The 21,830-nt window shown below is 39.2% G+C and carries 22 protein-coding genes and 1 other RNA gene; 9 read left to right on the forward strand and 14 right to left on the reverse strand.

The genetic code is table 11. The features are described 5' to 3' along the window. Positions 1 to 71 precede the first annotated feature (71 nt). From HS960_RS16950 to accD, 4 genes are all read left to right on the forward strand, one after another. A complete protein-coding gene (locus HS960_RS16950; RefSeq protein WP_159730534.1) occupies positions 72 to 1,577 on the forward strand; it encodes an MFS transporter in 1,506 nt (501 codons plus the stop codon). Then, complete coding sequence (locus HS960_RS16955) at positions 1,570 to 1,797, forward strand: DUF6814 family protein (RefSeq protein WP_075991056.1); 228 nt, start codon at positions 1,570 to 1,572, stop codon at positions 1,795 to 1,797. Before HS960_RS16950 ends, HS960_RS16955 begins: the two co-directional genes overlap by 8 nt. A 305-nt stretch (positions 1,798 to 2,102) precedes the next feature. Next, positions 2,103 to 2,200, forward strand: an RNA gene (ffs, locus tag HS960_RS16960) — signal recognition particle sRNA small type. 223 nt (positions 2,201 to 2,423) lie between these two features. Further along, positions 2,424 to 3,266, forward strand: a complete 843-nt coding sequence (gene accD, locus HS960_RS16965) for an acetyl-CoA carboxylase, carboxyltransferase subunit beta (protein ID WP_159730536.1) — start codon at positions 2,424 to 2,426, stop codon at positions 3,264 to 3,266. A gap of 166 nt (positions 3,267 to 3,432) precedes the next feature. Here accD and HS960_RS16970 read toward each other — a convergent pair whose 3' ends face one another. Further along, complete coding sequence (locus HS960_RS16970; RefSeq protein WP_182330135.1) at positions 3,433 to 3,768, reverse strand: hypothetical protein; 336 nt, start codon at positions 3,766 to 3,768, stop codon at positions 3,433 to 3,435. A gap of 188 nt (positions 3,769 to 3,956) precedes the next feature. On the opposite strand from HS960_RS16970, the gene HS960_RS16975 reads away from it, so the two are divergent. After that, positions 3,957 to 4,292 carry a MerR family transcriptional regulator gene (locus tag HS960_RS16975; RefSeq protein WP_046674120.1) on the forward strand — a complete coding sequence of 112 codons (336 nt, stop codon included), beginning with the start codon at positions 3,957 to 3,959 and terminating at the stop codon, positions 4,290 to 4,292. A gap of 301 nt (positions 4,293 to 4,593) precedes the next feature. Next, entirely contained in the window at positions 4,594 to 4,902 is a 309-nt protein-coding gene (locus HS960_RS16980; protein ID WP_120333520.1) for a cupin domain-containing protein, read from the forward strand. Positions 4,903 to 4,919: 17 nt separating this feature from the next. On the opposite strand, the gene HS960_RS16985 is transcribed toward HS960_RS16980, so the two are convergent. After that, positions 4,920 to 5,414: a metallophosphoesterase family protein gene (locus HS960_RS16985; protein WP_182330137.1), complete on the reverse strand. Its 495-nt coding sequence runs from the start codon at positions 5,412 to 5,414 to the stop codon at positions 4,920 to 4,922. Between the two features lie 3 nt (positions 5,415 to 5,417). After that, a complete protein-coding gene (locus tag HS960_RS16990; protein ID WP_182330140.1) occupies positions 5,418 to 6,125 on the reverse strand; it encodes a tRNA1(Val) (adenine(37)-N6)-methyltransferase in 708 nt (235 codons plus the stop codon). A gap of 97 nt (positions 6,126 to 6,222) precedes the next feature. Here HS960_RS16990 and HS960_RS16995 point away from each other — a divergent pair, with 97 nt between their 5' ends. Further along, the gene (locus HS960_RS16995; RefSeq protein ID WP_182330142.1) at positions 6,223 to 7,380 is read left to right on the forward strand and encodes a hypothetical protein; all 1,158 of its coding nucleotides are present in this window, start codon (positions 6,223 to 6,225) and stop codon (positions 7,378 to 7,380) included. Between the two features lie 204 nt (positions 7,381 to 7,584). Here the strand turns inward: HS960_RS16995 and mutS are convergent, their stop codons facing one another. After that, positions 7,585 to 10,191 (reverse strand): DNA mismatch repair protein MutS, encoded by a 2,607-nt coding sequence (gene mutS, locus HS960_RS17000; protein ID WP_228280051.1) that lies wholly within the window; start codon positions 10,189 to 10,191, stop codon positions 7,585 to 7,587. A 144-nt stretch (positions 10,192 to 10,335) separates the two neighbouring features. Between mutS and HS960_RS17005 the strand changes: the two genes are divergently transcribed. Beyond that, the gene (locus HS960_RS17005; protein ID WP_182330144.1) at positions 10,336 to 11,859 is read left to right on the forward strand and encodes a TlpA family protein disulfide reductase; all 1,524 of its coding nucleotides are present in this window, start codon (positions 10,336 to 10,338) and stop codon (positions 11,857 to 11,859) included. Positions 11,860 to 11,912: 53 nt separating this feature from the next. Next, positions 11,913 to 12,677 carry a monofunctional biosynthetic peptidoglycan transglycosylase gene (gene mtgA, locus HS960_RS17010; RefSeq protein WP_182330146.1) on the forward strand — a complete coding sequence of 255 codons (765 nt, stop codon included), beginning with the start codon at positions 11,913 to 11,915 and terminating at the stop codon, positions 12,675 to 12,677. 114 nt (positions 12,678 to 12,791) lie between these two features. Here mtgA and HS960_RS17015 read toward each other — a convergent pair whose 3' ends face one another. The 10 genes from HS960_RS17015 to HS960_RS17060 form a co-directional block, all read right to left on the reverse strand. Then, positions 12,792 to 13,247 carry an ABC transporter ATPase gene (locus tag HS960_RS17015; protein ID WP_153846054.1) on the reverse strand — a complete coding sequence of 152 codons (456 nt, stop codon included), beginning with the start codon at positions 13,245 to 13,247 and terminating at the stop codon, positions 12,792 to 12,794. 195 nt (positions 13,248 to 13,442) lie between these two features. Further along, positions 13,443 to 13,988, reverse strand: a complete 546-nt coding sequence (locus HS960_RS17020) for a DUF420 domain-containing protein (protein ID WP_088160236.1) — start codon at positions 13,986 to 13,988, stop codon at positions 13,443 to 13,445. A 7-nt stretch (positions 13,989 to 13,995) separates the two neighbouring features. Then, positions 13,996 to 14,724, reverse strand: coding sequence for an SCO family protein (locus HS960_RS17025; protein WP_153846055.1), 729 nt, complete (start codon positions 14,722 to 14,724; stop codon positions 13,996 to 13,998). Between the two features lie 9 nt (positions 14,725 to 14,733). Continuing rightward, positions 14,734 to 15,111 carry a cytochrome C oxidase subunit IV family protein gene (locus HS960_RS17030; RefSeq protein ID WP_070563563.1) on the reverse strand — a complete coding sequence of 126 codons (378 nt, stop codon included), beginning with the start codon at positions 15,109 to 15,111 and terminating at the stop codon, positions 14,734 to 14,736. Between the two features lie 24 nt (positions 15,112 to 15,135). Then, positions 15,136 to 15,882 (reverse strand): cytochrome c oxidase subunit 3, encoded by a 747-nt coding sequence (locus HS960_RS17035; protein ID WP_153846056.1) that lies wholly within the window; start codon positions 15,880 to 15,882, stop codon positions 15,136 to 15,138. A 9-nt stretch (positions 15,883 to 15,891) separates the two neighbouring features. After that, positions 15,892 to 16,473 carry a cytochrome c oxidase subunit 3 gene (locus HS960_RS17040; RefSeq protein WP_070563556.1) on the reverse strand — a complete coding sequence of 194 codons (582 nt, stop codon included), beginning with the start codon at positions 16,471 to 16,473 and terminating at the stop codon, positions 15,892 to 15,894. Next, entirely contained in the window at positions 16,473 to 17,378 is a 906-nt protein-coding gene (cyoE, locus tag HS960_RS17045) for a heme o synthase (protein WP_070563553.1), read from the reverse strand. The genes HS960_RS17040 and cyoE overlap by 1 nt, the downstream gene beginning before the upstream one ends. 73 nt (positions 17,379 to 17,451) lie before the next feature. Continuing rightward, complete coding sequence (locus HS960_RS17050) at positions 17,452 to 18,495, reverse strand: COX15/CtaA family protein (RefSeq protein ID WP_153846057.1); 1,044 nt, start codon at positions 18,493 to 18,495, stop codon at positions 17,452 to 17,454. Between the two features lie 77 nt (positions 18,496 to 18,572). Further along, positions 18,573 to 20,444, reverse strand: a complete 1,872-nt coding sequence (locus tag HS960_RS17055) for a cytochrome c oxidase subunit I (RefSeq protein ID WP_182330148.1) — start codon at positions 20,442 to 20,444, stop codon at positions 18,573 to 18,575. A 28-nt stretch (positions 20,445 to 20,472) separates the two neighbouring features. Beyond that, positions 20,473 to 21,810, reverse strand: a complete 1,338-nt coding sequence (locus HS960_RS17060) for a cytochrome c oxidase subunit II (RefSeq protein ID WP_153846058.1) — start codon at positions 21,808 to 21,810, stop codon at positions 20,473 to 20,475. Positions 21,811 to 21,830: the final 20 nt, after the last annotated feature.

Consider the following 21,830-nt stretch of genomic DNA (forward strand, 5'->3'; position numbering starts at 1 on the left):
CAACAGCGCCGAAATGCTATTCGGAGCGTAATAAAAATTCACAATTATACCCAACCAAAAACCAAGAATTAATGAACGAAAACAATACAAAAAGTATCTGGAAAGTCATCGGAGCCTCCTCCATGGGAACACTAATCGAATGGTATGACTTTTTCATTTTTGGCAGCCTATCCATTGTAATTTCCACCAAATTCTTTCCAGCTGAAAATCCAACAGCAGCTTTTCTTTCAACCCTAGCCACATTTGCCGCAGGGTTTGTTGTCCGACCATTTGGCGCCCTATTTTTTGGGCGACTAGGTGATATTATCGGTCGAAAATATACGTTTATGGTTACTTTAATGCTCATGGGCGGAGCAACATTTCTCATAGGTTGCATCCCCAGCTATGAAAGTATTGGTTTTTGGGCACCGCTGCTCGTGTTGATCCTTCGTCTCTTGCAAGGTCTTGCCCTAGGAGGAGAATATGGCGGTGCAGCAACTTACGTCGCAGAACATGCCCCATTGGGCCAGCGGGGCTATTGGACATCATGGATACAAACAACAGCTACTTTTGGCCTTTTCATATCACTCGTTGTCATCCTCCTTACTAAAGGCTTTCTCAGTGAATCACAATTTGATTCTTGGGGATGGCGGGTTCCTTTCCTCCTATCTTTAGTCATGGTATATGTTTCCTATCTTATTCGTAAGAAGATGAAGGAATCACCCGAATTTAGCAAGGCCAAAGCGGAAGGAAAAACAAGTACAAATCCGCTAAAAGAAAGCTTTGGCAACCGCTACAACCTCAAATTTGTGCTGCTCGCACTTTTTGGTGCAGCCATGGGACAGGGCGTTGTTTGGTACACCGGACAGTTTTACTCGATGAGTTTCATGAAAACGGTCATGCACCTTCAATCTGACCAGGCCGATACCATCCTCGGCATCGCATTACTCTTGGGAACTCCATTTTTTGTTGTATTTGGGTGGCTAAGTGACAAAATTGGACGAAAATGGATTATGCTCGGTGGGATGTTACTTGCCGTATTGACTTACCGCCCGATTTACGAATCCATGTATCAACTTTCCAATACAGAACAGAAAGTCAAGGTGAACGAAACAACGGAGGTCCCCCTTGGACCGCAAACAACAGAAATCATTTCGATCATCAAGACTCAATATGAGGACCAGACGGAAGTTACTAGAGCCAGCATGATACATCAGTCAGGAAAACTCAAAGGACAGCCAATGACCAAAACCACAGTCCATCTTGCAGGCAAGAACTATATGCTGCTCGTCTTTCTGATCTTTATACAAGTGATTTATATTACAATGGTGTACGGGCCCATCGCGGCATTTCTTGTTGAACTATTCCCTGTAAAGATCCGGTACACATCCATGTCCTTACCCTATCATGTTGGAAATGGAATATTCGGCGGGCTCCTTCCTGCGGTATCGACATACTTAACGACAAATGCTGAAGCATCCAATACCCCGCAATTCTATCTTGCAGGTTTGTGGTACCCTATTATCATTGCCATTGTATGTTTTATCATTGGTAGTATCTATATCAACAACAAATCAACTCCCGCAACACATGAATAATCTCAAAAAATTCCTCGGCATACTTTGGATCGTTTTAGCATTGTTTACTGCTTATTTCTCCATTTTTGAACTGGCCCTGCCAAAGATTTCAACGGGACATCAGGAAGATCTCGTATTTGGCATCATTATCCTGTGCATCTTAACTCCCATAATCTCCATTGGACTCGGCTTATTTGGCTATTATTCCCTATTGGGCGAATACAATCAAGAAAAAATGTAGTCCAAAAAATGAGATCGCCTTTGAATAAGGGAAATTAGACTATTAAGCCTATTCAAAGTCGATCTCATATACGCCAGATTATTCTACTTCCGACGTTTTCAAAAGAACAATTACAGCCAATGGACTTCGTCAAGCACTTATTTTACGCCATTTTTAGCTGGTTTACACAGATACCAACTATTTTTCACCATAAAATAGTACGATGAGCAACTACTAAATACAATTTATTACAATGATAATCAGTAGCATAAGATAAAATAGCATTTTTTCTTTCCTAAAACTGTTTTTTTTTCTACTTTTGTGGCGGGTAAGTCTTCTACGACCAGCTCCCATTGACTCCCCCAGGTTGGGAACAAAGCAAGGGTATTTGGTTGAGCGGTGCGATAGGAGTAGCTTACCCTTTTTTTATGCCCATTTTTTTTGACTAATCCTCCGGTCCAAAATTCAATTCTAACCTAATAATCAGCTAAATATCTTATATATCCCAATTGTTACCCGCATTTCCCCTATTTATAGAAGCCCTGTTACACAAGGAGTTTTAATCGCTTGGCATGTACATTCAACACAATTATAATTGTATATAAAAGCAAATTTATATAAGTTTGTAATCGAATAAGAACTATCGTATGAGTTGGTTTAAAAGAGAAAAAGCTGGTATTAGCACAGCTACCGCTAATAAAAAAGAAGCACCTGATGGTATGTGGAACAAATGTCCCACATGTAAAAAACCATTGTTGCATCTTGAACAAGTAGAAAACGACTATGTTTGTCAATATTGTGGGCACCACTTAAGAATTGGCTCCAAAGAATATTTTTCAATTTTATTTGACAATAACGAATTTACAGAACTATTTCCTAATCTAAATTCTGGTGATCCATTAGAATTTTTCGATTCAAAGCCATACCCTGAACGTTTAAAGGAAAGTCAAGCCAAAACAGGCCTGAAAGATGCTTTACGTTCTGGCCATGGAAAAATGAATGGTCAAGACATCGTTATTGCTTGTATGGACTTTAGTTTCATTGGCGGATCAATGGGATCTGTCGTTGGTGAAAAAATCGCGCGTTCGATAGATTACTGTATTGAGCATAAAATTCCATTTATGCTAATCTCCAAATCAGGAGGTGCACGTATGATGGAAGCCGCATTTTCATTGATGCAAATGGCTAAAACTTCGGCTAAATTAGCGTTATTGGCAAAGGCAGGACTTCCTTACGTTTGTTTATTGACAGACCCTACCACAGGAGGAGTTACAGCATCTTACGCGATGTTAGGTGATGTAAATATTGCAGAACCGGGAGCATTAATCGGATTTGCAGGACCACGTGTCATTAAAGAAACAATCAAAAAGGATCTTCCAAAAGGATTCCAGACTTCAGAATTTGTTCTTGAGCATGGATTTTTGGATTTCATTGTCGACCGTAGACAATTAAAAGACAAAGTAGCTACTTATCTTAAATTAGTAGGATAATCGCCTTCAAAATAGAAAAGAAAGCGGTGCCAAGAGTATTCTTGGCACCGCTTTCTTTTTTGAAAGTGTCTATTTTATCGGCTAGAAAGCATATTCAATTCATCTCATAATTGTTGTGCCTGCAACCTTATGACGGTTTTATAGCAGGGTTGAATAGGTCATCCTTTTAAAGATATCGCCAAAAAGCCCATATTTTTCTTTTTGACAAATAATCTGTTTCACCCTCCCTGTCATACGCTTCCCGCTCAAAAGAAATACGCCGGTAGGCTTTATCAAAATCTCTAAATTGAATAAAATGAACGGCAAATTCTATGAGATACCATACATAGAAAAAGAGAATACCTAATTCAAGCGCCTGTCGCAAATGTATACGCTCATGACGAATCAAGTCGTCCTGCTGTTTAAAAAAGGTAGTTTTCAGAAAGATAAAAGGATAAATAGTAATTGCATTGGCTTTTCCAAAAGAGAAGAAATTCGTCCAAAATTTACTAACTATAATCATATATGATGTCTAGACCGTTTTCAAACTAGTCAAACTTAGAAAAATTTACCTTTATACACAATTATTATTGGCCTCTCATGAATTGTACAATATCCCTCTCGTTCAATCCCTGATCAGATAAGAGATCGCAAAAATTTCTTTTTGAATTGGAATTTTTATTAAGTTTGCTATAGATTAATCGTGAAGATATGCCGTACAAAGAGCGTGAAATAAATAAATTGTATTATACAATGGGGGAAGTTACAGAAATGTTTGATGTAAATGCGTCCCAAATACGTTTTTATGAGCGTGAATTTGACATTCTACAACCTAAGAAAAATAAAAAGGGTAATCGCTTATTTACGCAAGAAGATATTGCCAATTTAAAGATCATCTTCAATTTGGTTAAAGATAAAGGTTATACACTACAGGGTGCACGTGATTACCTGCGTGACAACAAATCTGAGGCAAAAGAAAATCAACGTGTTGTAGATTCATTGGAGCGGTTGAAGAACTTTCTTCTTGAAGTTCGTGATTCACTATAGTACCTGAGAAACTTCTTTTCAAAACTCCCGCAATAGGAAACTTTCCATCGTTTTGACCAACTTCTTCCCGTCTATCCGAAGCAGAAATTCTTTCGAATTATAGAAGAAATAAGATAACGAGCTGACACACTTTACAGCTGAAAATCATATATTTATTTTAACATCAGTAATAGCGTTATTTTATAAATATAGCCATGAAAGCCCTCCATCACCTTACATACCCACGCCCTGATCTTACAGACCTATTTACAGGACCTTTATCAACAATATATTAGCAACAACAGATAATAGCACAACGACCATGCAGACAGCTTCTATTTTTCAAAACGTCACATTTCAGGACAAAAAACCCAAAATGGACCTCCTGCTAGAAACAAATGGCAGCAAAGAATATCGCTTGGCTTTTGCAGAAGGGCAATATCTAAAGGAGCATAAAACAGCTGCATCAATTATTGTAGAAATTGTCGAAGGCAATATTGATTTTGGCGTTAACGGAAGCAAAATCAGTCTAACAAAAGGCATGTTAGTGACATTAGAGCCGAATGTACCGCACGATCTCTTTGCCATTACCCAAAGTATCGTCCGGCTGTCTATTCATAAAAAAGACTAAAGAAGAGTCTAGGTGACTTAACGGTCTTTGAGTTCAATAACCTCCAGGTTCTCAATTTTATCTTTATTGATATCAAACCGCATTAATGTCCTTACTTTGTGCCAGCCCTGCTTACCTGCCGCCCCAGGGTTGAGATGGAGACAATGAATCTTGGGGTCGAAGATAACCTTTAGGATATGTGAATGTCCAGTAATAAATAATTTAGGTGGATTTTTAATCAATTCCCCTTTTATGCGTGCAGCATATTTCCCTGGATAACCACCAATATGTGTCATAAAGACGTCCACTTCCTCACACCTAAACCTCAAATCTTCTGGAAATTGTAAACGAATTTCTTGACCATCAATGTTTCCGTATACTCCGCGCAGTGGCTTAAAAGCTGCTAACCGATCCGCAACATCAGGATCACCAAAATCGCCCACATGCCATATCTCGTCGCAGGCTGCAAAATGAGTAAATACAGCTTCATCTAAAAAAGAATGTGTATCTGAGAGTAATCCGATCTTTGTCATCACTTAAAAAGTTAAAAAATAAGGTGCCAAGGCATTTCGATAAGCTTCTGAATAAATACCCTTGGCGGCATAAATAACAAACGCCCGTTGAGCGGGTAGTTCGACACGTAAGCGTTCAAATGTAACGATTTTCCGAATGGCCGATTCCCCTTCAAAGGAGCTTATTTGTACTTCACTGGAACAGTATAATCCCCTTTCCGCTGAAATTTTAGCCAACGTTTCCGCTAATGCCGTTGGAAGGATCAGCACTAATTTTCCCCGATCCGATAAGCGTAAAGCAGCGAAATCCAACAGTTCAGCAAAAAAATCCAGATCGGTATGACGCGCCAGCTTCTTGCGTTCATCCGGATTATGTAATGAATCTGTATAAAAGGGTGGATTTGATACGATCAGATCATAATGCCCTTGTACATCCATTTGTTGAAAGGAGGTAGCATGCAGCTCTAAACGTTCCTGGAAAATGGAGTTACGGAAGTTTCTGTCTGCCATCGCAGCAGCCAAAGGGTCAATTTCGACAGCCTCTACCCTACTGTCTACGAGCCGCTGAGCCAACATCAATGCAATGACTCCCGTACCTGTACCTACATCCAGTACCCGGTCCACAGGTTCTACTTCTAGCAAGGAAGCCAGCAGTACGCCATCTGTGTTAATTTTCATTGCACAGTCAGACTGATCAACCTCAAACTGTTTAAACCGAAATATCGACGCCATAGGCCAAAGATAAAACTTTTAGAACCTTTGGTACAAACAAACCAGTGTATCCTGCAATTTATTTGCTAATTTAGTCAGCAACAAATCTATATAAGCCATGAATATCCGTCAGCTTGCTCTTATGATATTGATCATCATTGGTGTGCTTCCTACAAAACTATTGCATGCACAAGAGAATTGTGACCGGCATACAGCTGAAATACTTCCCTTATTAACAAAAACATTGAACAACAATGACTTTGACAAAATTGATCCTTTACTCAATAGTATACAAGCTAGCTGTGGTACCAACGAGTTTGTACAGCGTTTACGTATTCTTATATACATCATTGAGAAAAAGAATACCACAACAGAGATCAAACATTATGTAGACAATCAATTCGATAAAAACTTTTTACAAAGACTGGATGCGGCAGACCAGGACGATTTTTCAACACAATACGAACAGCATAAGGAAAAATACAATTTCGTGCCATTAAGGCATCCCCTTGACGGCCTCATAAAAGTAAGAGCCAAAGCCCTGCTTGCTTCCGATAGTTATACGTTAACCGATCAGGAAAAAACTATTTTAGAGCTTTTTTCAGATACTGAAGTTGCCAATGCCGTACAAGACCAACAAGCTAACGAACAAGATAATCAACAGCGGTTTCCAGCCCCCAAAGTGTATAGAGATAGACAGAAAGCCAAACTGGGCTATGTTCCGTCAATCGGCGTAGTCACCCCACTTGGCGGAGCCAACAAAATTTTCGGAACCAACATAAACTTTGGATTTATGCTGATGAGCTCGCTGGAAAGAAAATTTATTTTCGAAGGTGGATTCAAGGTACGCATCAACTCAAACGACCACAATATTGATTACAATTACGAGGGCTCCAATGTTTCGGTCAATTCTTCAGCGACCGCATTTATGGGCGGTACTGTAGGTTACAAAGTTTTTGACAACGACAAATTTATACTGATTCCAAAAGGTATCCTTGGCATAGATATTACAGATACCGGCATTACAGAAAGCGCTTATTCTTCTGGTTATTATGATCCGGATGGTTATTATTATGATGGTGGATACACTGATCGTATGGTAACCATCAATAATGTGCACCTAGGACTTGGTCTCGCATCCCTATTTCGCATGAAAAACCAAAAGTACATTGGTTTCGAACTCGGCTATCATTACACGCCTTATGATGCAAGCAGTAAGGTATTGATCCCGATACAGGCAAATTACGGAAGCTTGGAGCTATTCTTCAGATTTTAAGCAAATAGCCCTCAAAAACCTGATGACTTCGCAGACACCAACAGTAATAAAAGCGAGCTGAAGGTTCTTTCTGACCAATAAGATCAGACACTTTCAGAAAAAAAATACGCCAGATGATGTCTGTATTAAAAAACATCATCTGGCGTATGTAAATCGAAAAAACAAATTCCGCTTGAGAGCAAGTGCCCAAGCCCAAGGGAAGATTTAATTCTTTAAAAGGCGTTGTATCTCATCCAATTTCATTAATGCTTCAACCGGAGTAAGCGAATTAACATCCAGGTTATTCAGCATATCCCTGATCTTATTCAAGACAGGATCATCAATAGAAAACATCTGCAATTGGTAGGCCTGCTTCTGGATTTTGCGCATGCTATCTTTAATCTGCTCTCCACCTGTGCGCTCCTGCTCCAGCCTTTTCAAAATTTGATTGGCCCGATTAAGCAACTTTTGCGGCATTCCAGCGAGCTTTGCCACATGGATTCCGAAACTATGCTCTGAGCCTCCTGGAACAAGTTTACGCAAGAAAATAACTTTGTTATTAACCTCCTTCACAGTTACATTATAGTTTTTTATACGATCCAGCGAAGTAGTCAGCTCGTTTAATTCATGGTAATGCGTGGCAAACAAGGTTTTTGCCTTAGCAGCAGGATGATTATGCAAAAACTCAGCAATAGCCCAGGCAATAGAAATACCGTCATAAGTGCTTGTACCACGACCGATTTCATCCAAAAGAATAAGACTGCGGTCCGATAGATTATTCATGATGCTCGCGGTTTCATTCATCTCCACCATAAACGTAGATTCCCCCGAAGAAAGATTGTCCGAAGCACCTACACGGGTGAAAATTTTGTCAACCAAGCCGATTTTAGCCTCTTTTGCTGGAACGAAGCAACCAATTTGCGCCATTAACACGATCAATCCAGTCTGACGGAGCAATGCAGATTTACCAGCCATGTTAGGGCCCGTAATAATAATAATCTGCTGTGTTTTCGGATCTAAAAAAGTATCATTGGTAATATAATCCTCACCTATTGGCAGGTTTCTTTCAATGACAGGGTGTCTTCCACCTTTAATATCCAAAATCTTGCTCTCGCTGACTTCGGGTTTTACATAATAGTTTTTCTCCGCTACAACAGCAAAGTTAAGCAGTACATCCAACTTAGCTATGAGCTGTGCGTTGAGTTGAATAGGTTTGATGTATTCAGCAATGGCAACCAATAGCCCAGCATATAATCTATTCTCAAGCGCTTGGATCTTCTCCTCAGCACCGAGAATCTGTTCTTCATATTCTTTAAGTTCCTCCGTAATGTAACGTTCAGCATTCACCAGTGTCTGTTTACGGATCCACGTCGTCGGAACCTTATCTTTGTGTGTATTTGTGACCTCCAGATAATAACCGAAAACATTATTGAACGCTATTTTTAAAGAAGGAATCCCAGTTAGCTCCGCTTCCCTTTTTTGGATCTCAAGCAGATAATCTTTACCACCAAAAGCGATCTTGCGCAATCGATCCAATTCAGGGTCCACCCCTTCCGCGATTACACTCCCCTTATTGATTGCGACAGGAGGTTCCGCCTGAACCTGTTGCTCGATTTTTTCACGTATAACAGCACATGCATCTAACTGATCTGAGATTGTCCGAAGAGCATCAGCATCTTTACGATCTGTAAGTTCCTTCAATTTCTCAATAGCATATAATGCGCGCTTCAATTGCACAATTTCCCGCGGATTCGCTTTTTGCAGTCCGATCTTGGAAATTAAACGTTCCAGATCTCCCACCTGCTTGATCTGAGCAATCAGTTCATCCCGTAAATCACGGTTAGTGAAAAAGAAATCGACCACATTCAATCGCTCCTGAATACTCTTTTTGTCTTTGAGCGGCATCACGATCCAGCGCTTGAGCAGACGCGCTCCCATTGGACTGGATGTATGATCCAATACATCGGATAACGTAACCGCATTTTCATTCAACGATCCGATTAATTCCAAATTGCGAATCGTAAAACGATCCAGCCACATAAAACGGTCCTCCTCAATACGGGAAAGCGTAGAAATGTGTTGCAGATTACGGTGCTCAGTTTCATTGAGGTAATGCAATGCTACACCAGCAGCAACAACTCCTGCTGTCATGCGGTCCACGCCAAATCCTTTCATCGAGGAGACTTCAAAATGCTTCAATAGCGTTTCAGTGGCATAATCACCCGTATAAGGCCACTCGTCAAGAAAATAGGTGTAATATTGTGATCCAAACTGCTCTGTAAACTCCTTGCTCTGTTTTTTGGACAGAATAATTTCTCTCGGTTTAAAGCCCTGAAGCAATTTATCTATATAGGCCACGCTACCTTGAGCAACCAGAAATTCGCCAGTTGAAATATCTAGGAAAGAAATACCGATCCGCTCCTTTTCGATAAAAATTGATGCTAAATAATTATTCGATTTCTGTTGAACAATATTGTCACTGTAGGAGACTCCGGGCGTCACTAGCTCGGTCACACCACGCTTAACGATTGTTTTTGTCGTCTTCGGGTCCTCCAACTGATCACAGATCGCCACCCGTTGTCCTGCACGCACCAGTTTCGGAAGATAGGTTTCCAATGAATGATGGGGAAAACCAGCCAATGCAGTTTCTGATTCCGAGCCATTGCCACGCTTCGTCAAAACGATGCCCAAAATCTGGGCAGCTTTGATCGCATCCTCACCAAATGTCTCGTAAAAATCGCCAACACGGAACAACAACAACGCTCCAGGATACTTAATCTTGATCGCATTGTACTGTTGCATCAACGGGGTCACTTTCTTTTCTTTTGCCAACTTCTAAAATCAATTTTTATGAAGCGTAAAAATAGGATAATATCGTCGCTTTGGCAAATTACAATATCGAACAAATTTTAACACTAATTAAGAATCTTCGATTAGTCAAATTAATATATTTAATTTCCATATAAACTATTTATTATGAAAGTCTTTTTCGCCACAATATTGCTTTCGCTAATGCTCCTCAACATTGCCTATGCGCAAATGAAATCAGATCCCATTTCGTTAACCGACGAATCGTATGATAAATCCGGCAAAAAACAGCTTGCTAAAGTGACAGGCCGTGTGCTAAATGCAAGTCCAGAGGAACTCTCAAATCTCAAAATTCAATATACCTTTGTTAACCTAATCGGACCTAGTCAAAGCAGCAATGAGATAAAGGCAAATGCCGATGGTACCTTTGAATTTACCCAAATACATATACTACCTTACCAACAGATATGGTTTAGCTTAGGTGACTATGCTTATACCTGTCTTTACCTTCAAGATGGATTGGAAATCACCTTCGATCTAAACAAGCTCAAGAAAAAAGAGATTTATATGATCGGTGATGGTATCTCGTTTGCAGGAAAAGATGCCGACGTAAATCGGCAAATGAATGAATATATTTTATTTGACAAGAAGCACAATCCTGATTTTTACAAGCCACTCCGGCAGCTCAAACCAAGCGACCCGAATTTTCAATATAAATTAGATTCCCTATTTAAGATTCAGCGGAATACAGATCAGGCTTTCTATCATACATACGGCACAACATGTAAAACACTGATTGACGCCGCTACTGATGCCCAGTATACGTACAGACAATTGGATTACTACCTAACAAATAAAATTAAAGTAGCTAATGATAGTATATTAGTTCCTATTTATTCGATATCTAACCATGTCAGCGACTATTTTAGATTTTTGCATTATTACGTGAAATATGTTCTTTACCCGGTCAATGAAACTCGCGGAGACTACGTGAAAGTAGCAGACTATGCTAATCAAACCTTCCCTAAAAATTACGCTGATATTATCAACCTCAGATTTGAAGACGACGATATTGCAACGCAAAATAAGATTTATAAGACAATACTGAACAAATTAAACAGCAAATGGGCGAAAGAGAATATTAGAATAGAAATAGATGGGCTAAATGTTAAACAAACAAAATTGGAACAGCTACTAGCATCGGCAAACGCAACACCAAAACAGACCTCACTAGGAAAAATTATCAAAGAATTTCTATTTGATGCCGAGCTCATCTCAAACCAAAGCAAAAACGGATCCGAACTTCTTAAAACCATCAAAGCAAAATACCCTAATAAACTTATCGTATTAGATATATGGGCAACCTGGTGTGCACCTTGTATTGGTCAGATGCCTTACAGCAAAAAACTACATCATAAGGCTAAGGGAGCAAAATCACCAATAGAATTCGTGTATCTATGTACTGATCAAGGATCAAATCAAGAGAAATGGATAAATAAGGTAGTCGAGCTCGAACAACCAGGCACACATATTTTTGTCGAAAATAATGTAATTAGCGAGCTATTGTCTTTATTTAACAGTGCCGGGTTTCCAACTTATGCCGTGATAAAACCCAATGGTGAAATTGATACCAAGGCAATATCCTGGATGAAAGACGTGACATTAGAAAAATTAGAAGAAATGACAAAATAGTATGTGGAATCTTTGCTTTATGATGCTTATGTTTGCACAAATTTTGTAATGATATGGCCATCAAAAGATCTGGTAAACAAAATACGTCCAGCAAACAACAAAATACCTTCAAAAAAACATCCTTCAACCCATTGAAGTCCATAAAATCTCCTATCCTGCGCATTGCGACACGGGTAGTCCTCTATTTTATTGGTATTTCACTCTTTTGGGTCATTAGCCTGCGGTTTATTAATCCTCCCATCACTTGGTTGATGATTCAACGTGGGTTTGAGCTAAAAGAACAGGGCAAGGGATTTAAACTGGAAAAAAACTGGCTGGATTACGATGAACTTTCGGACAACCTAAAGTTAGCAGCCATCGCAGGAGAAGATGCTCACTTTATGACACACTGGGGGTTCGACATGCAAGGAATTCAGAATGCCATTAAAAAAAATGCACAGGGAAAGAAATTACGCGGCGGAAGTACAATCAGTCAGCAGGTAGCCAAAAATGTCTTTTTATGGCCTGGCCGCTCCTGGTTAAGAAAAGGCTTCGAGACCTACTTTACCATTCTTATCGAAACATTCTGGAGCAAGAAACGCATCCTTGAAGTTTATCTCAATGTGATTGAAATGGGACAGGGAGTTTATGGTGCCGATGCGGCAGCTTCGTATTACTTTAGCAAAACAGGCAGCAATCTTTCCAAAAAACAAGCCGCATTGATCATAGCCATATTGCCAAACCCAAGAGAATGGGATGCGCGTAACCCTTCTGCTTATGTCAATAGACGTGCAAATGCGATAGCAAAATATATGCATCATTATACTATTCCCGAATAAGCGAAACTATCGCTGTTCGGCGGATCGATCAGAAGAGAAGCAATACAGATCTATAGATCAAAAAGAAAGGCCATATGTAACTATGGCCTTTCTTATATAACATGGTTTTACAACCTATCTAAAAAGTCGTTTATGCCAGCTTTGATGGAAGGGTATTACCCAAGCGTCTTCCATTTGATGCTCATGGGTAATGGTATTATCAAATACTAAGGTATTATCGTTGATGGTACCGTCTGCCAATAACTTCTCAAATCCGTCACGGTTAACTACGCCTATTCCCTGATCCGCTTTATAAGCAAATTGCATTCGATCAAATAGTTGAATACCGTACTTGGATTCAACTCCTTTTAAAAATCGAACCGAACTATCAATAGAACAACCTGATGCAGCCGCGACTTCCTCGTCCACCTTAAGGATGATAAAAAGATTATCCCGCAATTCTGCGGAAGCAGAAAGTGGCTTTCCATGTACTTTCCACTGTTCAGCAAAAGCTTCAAGCTCAGTACCAATTTCTTGTCCCTCTGCCGCCGTTAATAGACGATCTGCCTGATAAATCCAAATACGCTTCATATGTGAATGATTTTTTACAGATCCATCTAGCCGATACGAATCAACTGATTAATCCTATACTGTTTATACTCCCAGATACATGGAATATAGTCTCCATCGCATCCAATTTCATTTAAATATTAAACCAGATTCAACAAATCGAATCCGGCGTGCCATTGTACTTGATCACAATACCCTGCCCCTCAACTCTTATCACTAACCAATATAATACGGAGAGATCATCAAATAAACGATCACCCCAGTAACAGCCACATAAAGCCACATGGGATAAGTGATACGGGCAAGCTTTTTATGACGCTCATAAGAACCCGATATACCTCTAACAAATGTAAAGAGTACAAAAGGGATGATGATAATGGAAAGCAAAATATGCGTGATCAGGATAAAGAAATAGATCGGTCTCAAAATTCCCTCGCCGCCATATTTCGTTTCGATTGAAGTCATGTGATAAGCGACATACATCGCCAGAAAAGCTAAGGAACAAGCAATACACATTTTGATCAAACGCTCATGCAAGGGCTTATTGCCTTTTTTTATCGCAGCCACGGCCCAAAAAAGCAATACAGCTGTAATTCCATTGATAGCCGCGTAGATAGGAGGCAAAAATGTTAGCGGTTTTACATCATAACCCAGCTTTTGTAAATTCACCGTAAAAAGGATAGCAACCACTATCGGTATAACAATAGATAACAACCAAATCCATTTACTATACTTTTTTTCCTTGTTAAGACTCTCTTCCATGATATAATTACCTTTTTTGTTCTATTGTAGCTGGATGGTTTCGGATTTCCTCGACCAATAATAATTTAATTTCATCCTCAAGGCGGTCAACATCTGTTTTGACATTGATGTCATACATCCCTCTTATCCTTCCTTTTGTATCAAGTAAAAGATAATTAGACCCAATAATAAATGGTTTGCCGCCTTCATTGTTGACAAGTGCATCCTGCAGCAAACTTTCCTTGGCAAATTTAAAGATATCAACAGAAGGATCTGTCACAAAAAACCAAGATTTGGTCCAAGGTTTGTAAACTTTTGAGTATTTAGCTAACACTTCTGGTGTATCGTATGCCGTATCAACCGTAATTGAATACAAGCGAACCTTCTTATTCTGAATAAATCGATTAGCGATTTGATCTAAACGCTTAATCATTGTCCGCGATAATGAAGCATCTCTAGAGTACATCAGATGGACGACAGAAAGTGTTGTATCATTATCCAATAGATGCACTTTCTTGCCATCAAAATTCACAAAATCAACCGGGGGTACAGTATGGTAGATGGTATCGGGAATATCACGTCCCCATTTACGATGAGTGGTTCCCGGAACCTCTTTCTTCCCAAAAATTGGCAAAGAAGCGTAGCTATTCGAGCCACTTTTATTTAGTATAAAATATAAAAATCCTGGCAGTAAAAGAATTACAGCCAGGATCAATATAGTTTTAATACCTTTCTTTTGTCCAGTATTATTATCCATTCACTTTATCTATTTATTTGGAAATATTTGATGTTCTTGGAATGCAGAAGCTAAATGGCCTCCTTCAACTAGCATCAAAACAATAAAATAAATAATAAAAATAAAGACGATTCCTACAGTGACAATGAAGCTCGATTTCTCGAATTTCAAGTGCATAAAGAATGCAATGATATAATAAGCTTTAACTAAAGTAAGTATAATGTAAATTGAATTAACCAATACCCCTTTAGACAGAATTTGCCAGTGGTGAACGAAGCCTAATGCGATTAAGAACTCTAGGCAAGTAAGGGCCAAAAGTACTCCAAACACTCTCCATATAGCCTTTTTATCCAACCCACCTTCGTGAGCGTGCTCTCCGTGAGCGATATTATCTTGATATTGTGACATAGCTTTTGTAATTAAATTGTTTTACTAAACAAGGTAGAAAAGTGTAAACACGAATACCCACACTAAATCCACAAAGTGCCAATATAGACCTACTTTTTCAATCATTAAATATGACCCTCTTTTTTCAAAAGTATTATTTAAAGTCATGCACAAAATAATGATGTTCAAAATAATACCAACAGTTACGTGGAAACCGTGGAAACCAGTAATTGTAAAGAATAGGTTTGCAAACTGAAGTGCTGATGTATACGACACATCTCCCGTAAAGAAATGGCTCAATTTTTCAACAACATTTCCGCCTTCCATATGTGTAGCAATATCAGTAGCAGGATTACGTCCGAACCAAAAGCCTTCGTGGTGCAAATGCGTCCACTCTAATGCCTGACAACCAACGAAACAAAGACCACCTAAGATTGTCCATAACATCCATTTAACAACCTCATGCTTCGAATTACGATGTCCAGCTTCAACCGCCAACACCATAGTTACTGAAGACATAATCAAAATAAATGTCATCAAACCGACAAATACTAAGGGTTGTCCCCCGTCAGTAATTCCTGGAATAGATTGAAAAACCTTATCAGGATCCGGCCATACAGCGTGTGAAAATCGTTGTGCGCCATAATAAACCAAAAATGCAGAAAATGTGAAGGCATCCCCTACCAAGAAAAACCACATCATGATTTTTCCATACTCTAAGTTCCAAGGTGATTTTCCACCATTCCATGGACCAGTTTTTACCTTATCCAATTGCGATACTGTTGTACTCATTGTTTACTATTATTGATTCAAAAGTAAGAAAACATATATATAAATCCATAAAAGATCGAGAAAATGCCAAAAAATACTGGCAAGATCCATGCGGAAAAGATTGCCGTCTTTAGGAAGTTTGTTAATTCCTATAATCGCGCCAATCAAAACGATCAACCCCGCAATAATATGCGCCAAGTGCATCCAGATAAAAACGTAAATAAAAGATTGCGATGCATTGTTATTCACAAAATAAACACCCCTATCGATCAATACATTCCAAGCATGAACTTGCAAGGCAAAAAATACAACTCCCAAAATAAAAGTTGCTATCAAAAACAACCGCTGTTTGGAAGACTCGCCATTTTTAGCCGCTCTATGTGCTAAAAACATCGTTAGACTACTAACCACAATCACCAAGGTACTATATAAAAGTGCATTTGGCAATAGGGTCTTAATCCCTTTGTCCACGCCGCTCGCTGTATATACAATGAAACCACTGGATAACGCAGCAAACATCATGAACATACCCAACATACCCAACCACAGGTTGAACTTTTGGGCTTTTCTCTGTACTAACTTCTCGTCAGTTTGTGCTTGTATATCTAACATTATTTCAACGGAATAAAGTTAAGCAATAATACGAGTTGTGTCACAGGCAAATAGATAAATGAGGTAAACATCACTTTCTTCGCTGAAGGAATATCACAATTCTTAAACAGCAAATAACCGTAATAACCAAACATTATTCCACCGACCACGGATACAATCGTAAACCAAATCCCACCAAAGCCAAAATGATAAGGTATAAAACCTGCAGGTATCATAAACAAACCTGAAATGAATACCATAAAAGCAGATATCTTATCACGTTTTGTCGTCGGCAATAAGCGAAAACCCGCTAATTTATAGTCGTCATCCACAACCCAGGCAATTGCCCAGAAATGCGGAAACTGCCATAAAAACTGAATAGCAAACAACACAAAGGGAATAATAATAATTGCCGCTTCGTTATGTCCACTATAGTAGGCCAAATCATCTTGCGAAAAGGCTGCATAATATCCAATTAATGGCGGAAATGCACCCGGAAACGCCCCGACAAACACTGCTATTGGTGATTTTCTTTTTAATGGTGTATAGATAAATGCGTAAAGAAGGATACAGAAAACAGACAGCAGACCAGCGACAAAATTTAAACGAACAAGCACCAAGGTTCCTAAGATGCCCATAAAGACACTCAATACCAAAGCCTGTCCTGTTGTCATGCGGCCTGATGGCAACGGTCTGTCCTCCGTACGTTTCATCAGTTTATCCAAATCCTTTTCAATGATCTCATTAAAACCATTGGCAGAACCTGTCACCAGAAAACCACCTATAGTCAACAATAACCAATTGAACCAGAATATATCACCCTGTTGTTTTGATCCTATCAGAAAAGCAATTGACGCAGAAAATACGACCGTCAACGTAAGTCTCAACTTAACAAGCTTTTTGAAATCTGAAATAAATTCTTTCATAACTAAAAGAGACCTCCTACTATCAGTGTAATTAAACACGTACTTTTAAACATAAACATCCCGAATTCCAAGATTAGTGCCTTTGCTTGTTTAACAATAACAACAGGTAGAACTGTGCGCCAAATAGAAGCGTCGCTACCACCAAATGCGTTGTCTGTGCAAATGCAGGTATTGCAAATCGAGCTAAGATAATTCCTGATAGCATTTGGATACCCACTAGAATCAATGCGATTAAAGCAAATTTATATTGCTTAGAACCCGTATTAAAACTTGTGCGGACCAAAAAGAATAATACAATAACTAAAATCAAAGAACAATATGCCAACCAGCGATGTAACTCAAACTGTTGACCAATAGTTGTTATAAAATCAGTCCGGGCTATCGTTGAACCGGTTAATAAATCAACCTCCTCACGAACTCCCGTTCCGACAATTACCTGTGTTAGCATCAATAAAATTGAAGCAATAGCAAGTCCTTTTAATATACCCAAAGAACGATTGACCAGTAAGGTCTTATTTCGCAAAGTAACTGCTTTGAAATATGTATAAATACTAATACAAACAATTACAATGGCTAAGAGCATATGTACCGTAATAATCCAGGGCATCAAATTGGTCGATACAACGATCGATCCCAGCCAAGCCTGAACTACTACAACAAAAAGATTAATCACTGACCAAACAACGATCGAGCTTTTTGATTTTAAATAGGTGAAAGAATAAATAGCTGTAAATAACAAACAGAATCCGGAAACAACGCCTACCAACCGATTGATATATTCCGTCCAAGTTTTCGCAACATTAAACTCTTCATGCTGCAAAATACTCTTATCGGTACGGAGCTTGTAAGCCATTTCCTTATCCCCGAAAAATTCTACAATTTTCGCGAAACGTTCGTTCTTCTTTGCTCTTCCTTCAATATAATGCTGTTCATATCCTTGAGGTAATTGGGAGATATCTGTTGGAGGAATAATACGGTTAAAACATCTAGGCCAATCTGGACATCCCATTCCTGACCCTGTACTCCGAACAACTCCCCCAGCAATAATGACCAAAAACAATACAATTATCGTTATAAAATTGGTCTTTATAAATCGCTTCTCAGCTGCTGGAAACATAATACTACCCCTACCTCTTAAAATACAAACTTCTATAAAATAGAGTAGGAATCCCCACTCTATTTTATAAGATTTTATTAGTCTTTTCTACCATTTTGAGCATTCCATTCTGCCTGGATACGCTCAGCTTCCTCGTCTCCTTCGAAATCATGAGGCAAATTAGAGCTCATTGTTTCAGAGAAAGGAACACTTTGAGGAATAAAATCCTCACCATGACCTGGCTTACTGTAATCGTAAGGCCAACGGTGTACAGTTGGAATCTCTCCTGGCCAGTTACCATGGATATGCTCTACCGGAGTAGTCCATTCCAACGTGTTTGACTGCCAAGGGTTTTGTGGTGCTTTTTTACCGAAGAAAATCGATGTAAAGAAGTTCCACAAGAAAGCTATCTGACCTAAAGCGGCGATGATTGCAGCCCAAGTTACCAATTTGTTTACAGAAACCCATTTCGCCATGAAAGCAAACTCAGTAAATGCATAGTAACGGCGAGGCACACCATCGATACCCATAAAGTGCATTGGGAAGAATACCATGTAAGCACCAACGAAAGTCAACCAAAAGTGTAAATAACCCAATTTTGTGTTCATCATACGACCGAACATCTTAGGATACCAGTGGTAAACACCACAAAGCATACCGAAGATTGACGCCGATCCCATTACCAAGTGGAAGTGGGCAACAACAAAATAGGTATCGTGTAAGTTGATATCTAAAGCCGCATTACCTAAGAATAATCCTGTCAAACCACCAGAGATAAAGAATGATACCAAACCGATAGCAAACATCATCGCTGGAGTGAAACGGATATTACCTTTCCACAACGTTGCAAGATAGTTAAACGCTTTTACAGCAGAAGGAACCGCGATAATCAATGTTGTAATCATAAATACACCACCCAAGAACGGGTTCATACCTGTTACAAACATGTGGTGACCCCATACGATAAACGATAATACAGTGATACCGATCAACGAATAAACCATCGCATGGTAACCAAAGATTGGTTTACGTGAGTTGGTTGCAATAACCTCAGAAGTTAAACCTAAAGCAGGCATAACAACGATATATACCTCAGGGTGACCTAAGAACCAGAACAAGTGTTGGAACAAAATTGGTGAACCACCTTCGTTTGGTAAAATTTGTCCTTGAACAACAAGATCCGACAAATAGAATGACGTACCAGCAGCACGGTCAAAAATCAAAAGAACAACCGCCGAAACCAATACTGGGAATGACAACATACCCACGATAGCAGTTAAGAAGAACGCCCAGATTGTCAAAGGCATTTTCCATAAGTCCATTCCTTTTGTACGCATGTTCAAAATTGTACTTACATAGTTAATACCACCGATCAACTGTGAAGCTACAAATAGAACCATACTCACCAACCACAACGTCATACCTGTTGCAGATCCTGCGATTGCTGTAGGTACAGCCGATAATGGCGGGTAGATCGTCCAACCAGCAGAAGCAGGTCCACTTTCTACAAAGAACGATGCAACCATAATCACTGATGCTACAAAGAACAACCAGTAAGACAACATGTTCATAAAAGGAGATGCCATATCGCGTGCTCCGATTTGATATGGAATCAATAAGTTACTAAAAGTACCTGATAGACCAGCCGTTAACACGAAGAATACCATAACGGTACCGTGAATGGTTACCAGGGAAAGGAAAAACTCCGGTTTTATACGACCACCTTCAGCCCATTTACCCAAGAATACTTCTAATATAGGGAACTCTTTATCCGGCCATGCTAATTGGATACGGAATAATACTGATAAAAGCATCGCAAAAACTGCCATGATGATACCAGTGATCAAGAATTGCTTAGCAATCATCTTGTGGTCACCCGAGAAGATATACTTTCTGATGAACGACTCTTCGTGATGATGGCCGTGCGAATCGTGATGTTCAGCGCTATGCGATATTACTGTACTTGACATATTCGATTTTATATTCAAAAATTCTTAATTAGTTCAAAGATGCTGTAACTTGTACGCTATCCTTTTTCACGTTAGCTGTTTTACCGCTGAACTCTTTTTGCAAATCCTCAGTAAAATACTTGTTTTGTTTAGCTAACCATTCTTTATATTTTTCCTCAGTTACGACAACCACTTTCTTTTGCATATTGTAGTGACCAGATCCACAGATCTTGTTACACAACATCACAAAGTCATAATTATAATCACCCAAACGATCACGCATCTCTTCTGTTGTTACAGTAGGTGTGAATTGGAAATAGTTGGTCATCCCCGGTACCGCATTGATTTGAACACGGAAATCTGGAATAAAGAAAGAGTGAATAATATCTTTCGAAACGATATGGAAACGTACAGGTTTATTTACAGGCAACCAGATTTCAGATCCTTGAATATCATCCCAAGAATTTTTATCATTAAAGTCAATACCGTACGGGTTCGTTGGCGTAGTCATTTTATAATTACGTTTACCAATAATACCGTCCGAACCAGCATAACGTACATTCCATTGGAACTGCTCGCCCAATACTTCAATTTGTAATGCTGATTTTTGAAGATCCTCAGGAATATTTGTGATTGATCTCCATGTAAAGAAACCGAACAATACCAATACTGTCAAAACAACAGCAGGAACGATTGTCCACAATTTCTCGATCGCATTATTATGTGGGTAATAATAAGCTTGGCGTTTTGCACGCATGCGGTACAAGAATGTAAATGTCATCAACAAGATGTGTGTGATAACCAATACAAATGTTGTAATTGCTGTGGTAATGATAAACATTGTATCAATACGCTCACCGTGCTCAGTTACTGCCGATCTCCAATAAGCGGCTCCCCAGTGTACATATGACCAATATACACCGTAAAGGAATACAACCAAGAAAATGAATAACAATGCAGATTGAAACGTGTTATTCGCAAACGGATTGTATTTACCGTTCATCTTTCTTGTCAATTCATAGATCGAAAGTACTTTACCAATAACGGCAACAACTGTACATATAACCAAGAATAACAAGACATAATATGTGAAGTTTTTATAAACCTGAGGGTCTATTTGCTTCACTTCTTCAACAGCAGGAGCAGCAGCACTAGCTTCAGTAGAAGAACTAGCAGATGCAACAGCAGCAGTACCTGCTGCCGCTGTTGTATCTTTTGCAACCGAATCCGTTGCTGCAGGGGCAGCTACTGCTGTAGTCGCCGCTTTAGCAGAATCAGATGCTACTGTATCTTGTTGACTTGCAAGGATAGGAGTCGCAAAAAGCAATCCTAGTGCAAGCACAAAACCCGAGATGGATTTGAATCTATTATTTAATTTAAAGCTCATTTCTTTTATAACGTTTTTAC

This window comes from Sphingobacterium paramultivorum (assembly GCF_014109745.1).
GTDB lineage: Bacteria > Bacteroidota > Bacteroidia > Sphingobacteriales > Sphingobacteriaceae > Sphingobacterium > Sphingobacterium paramultivorum.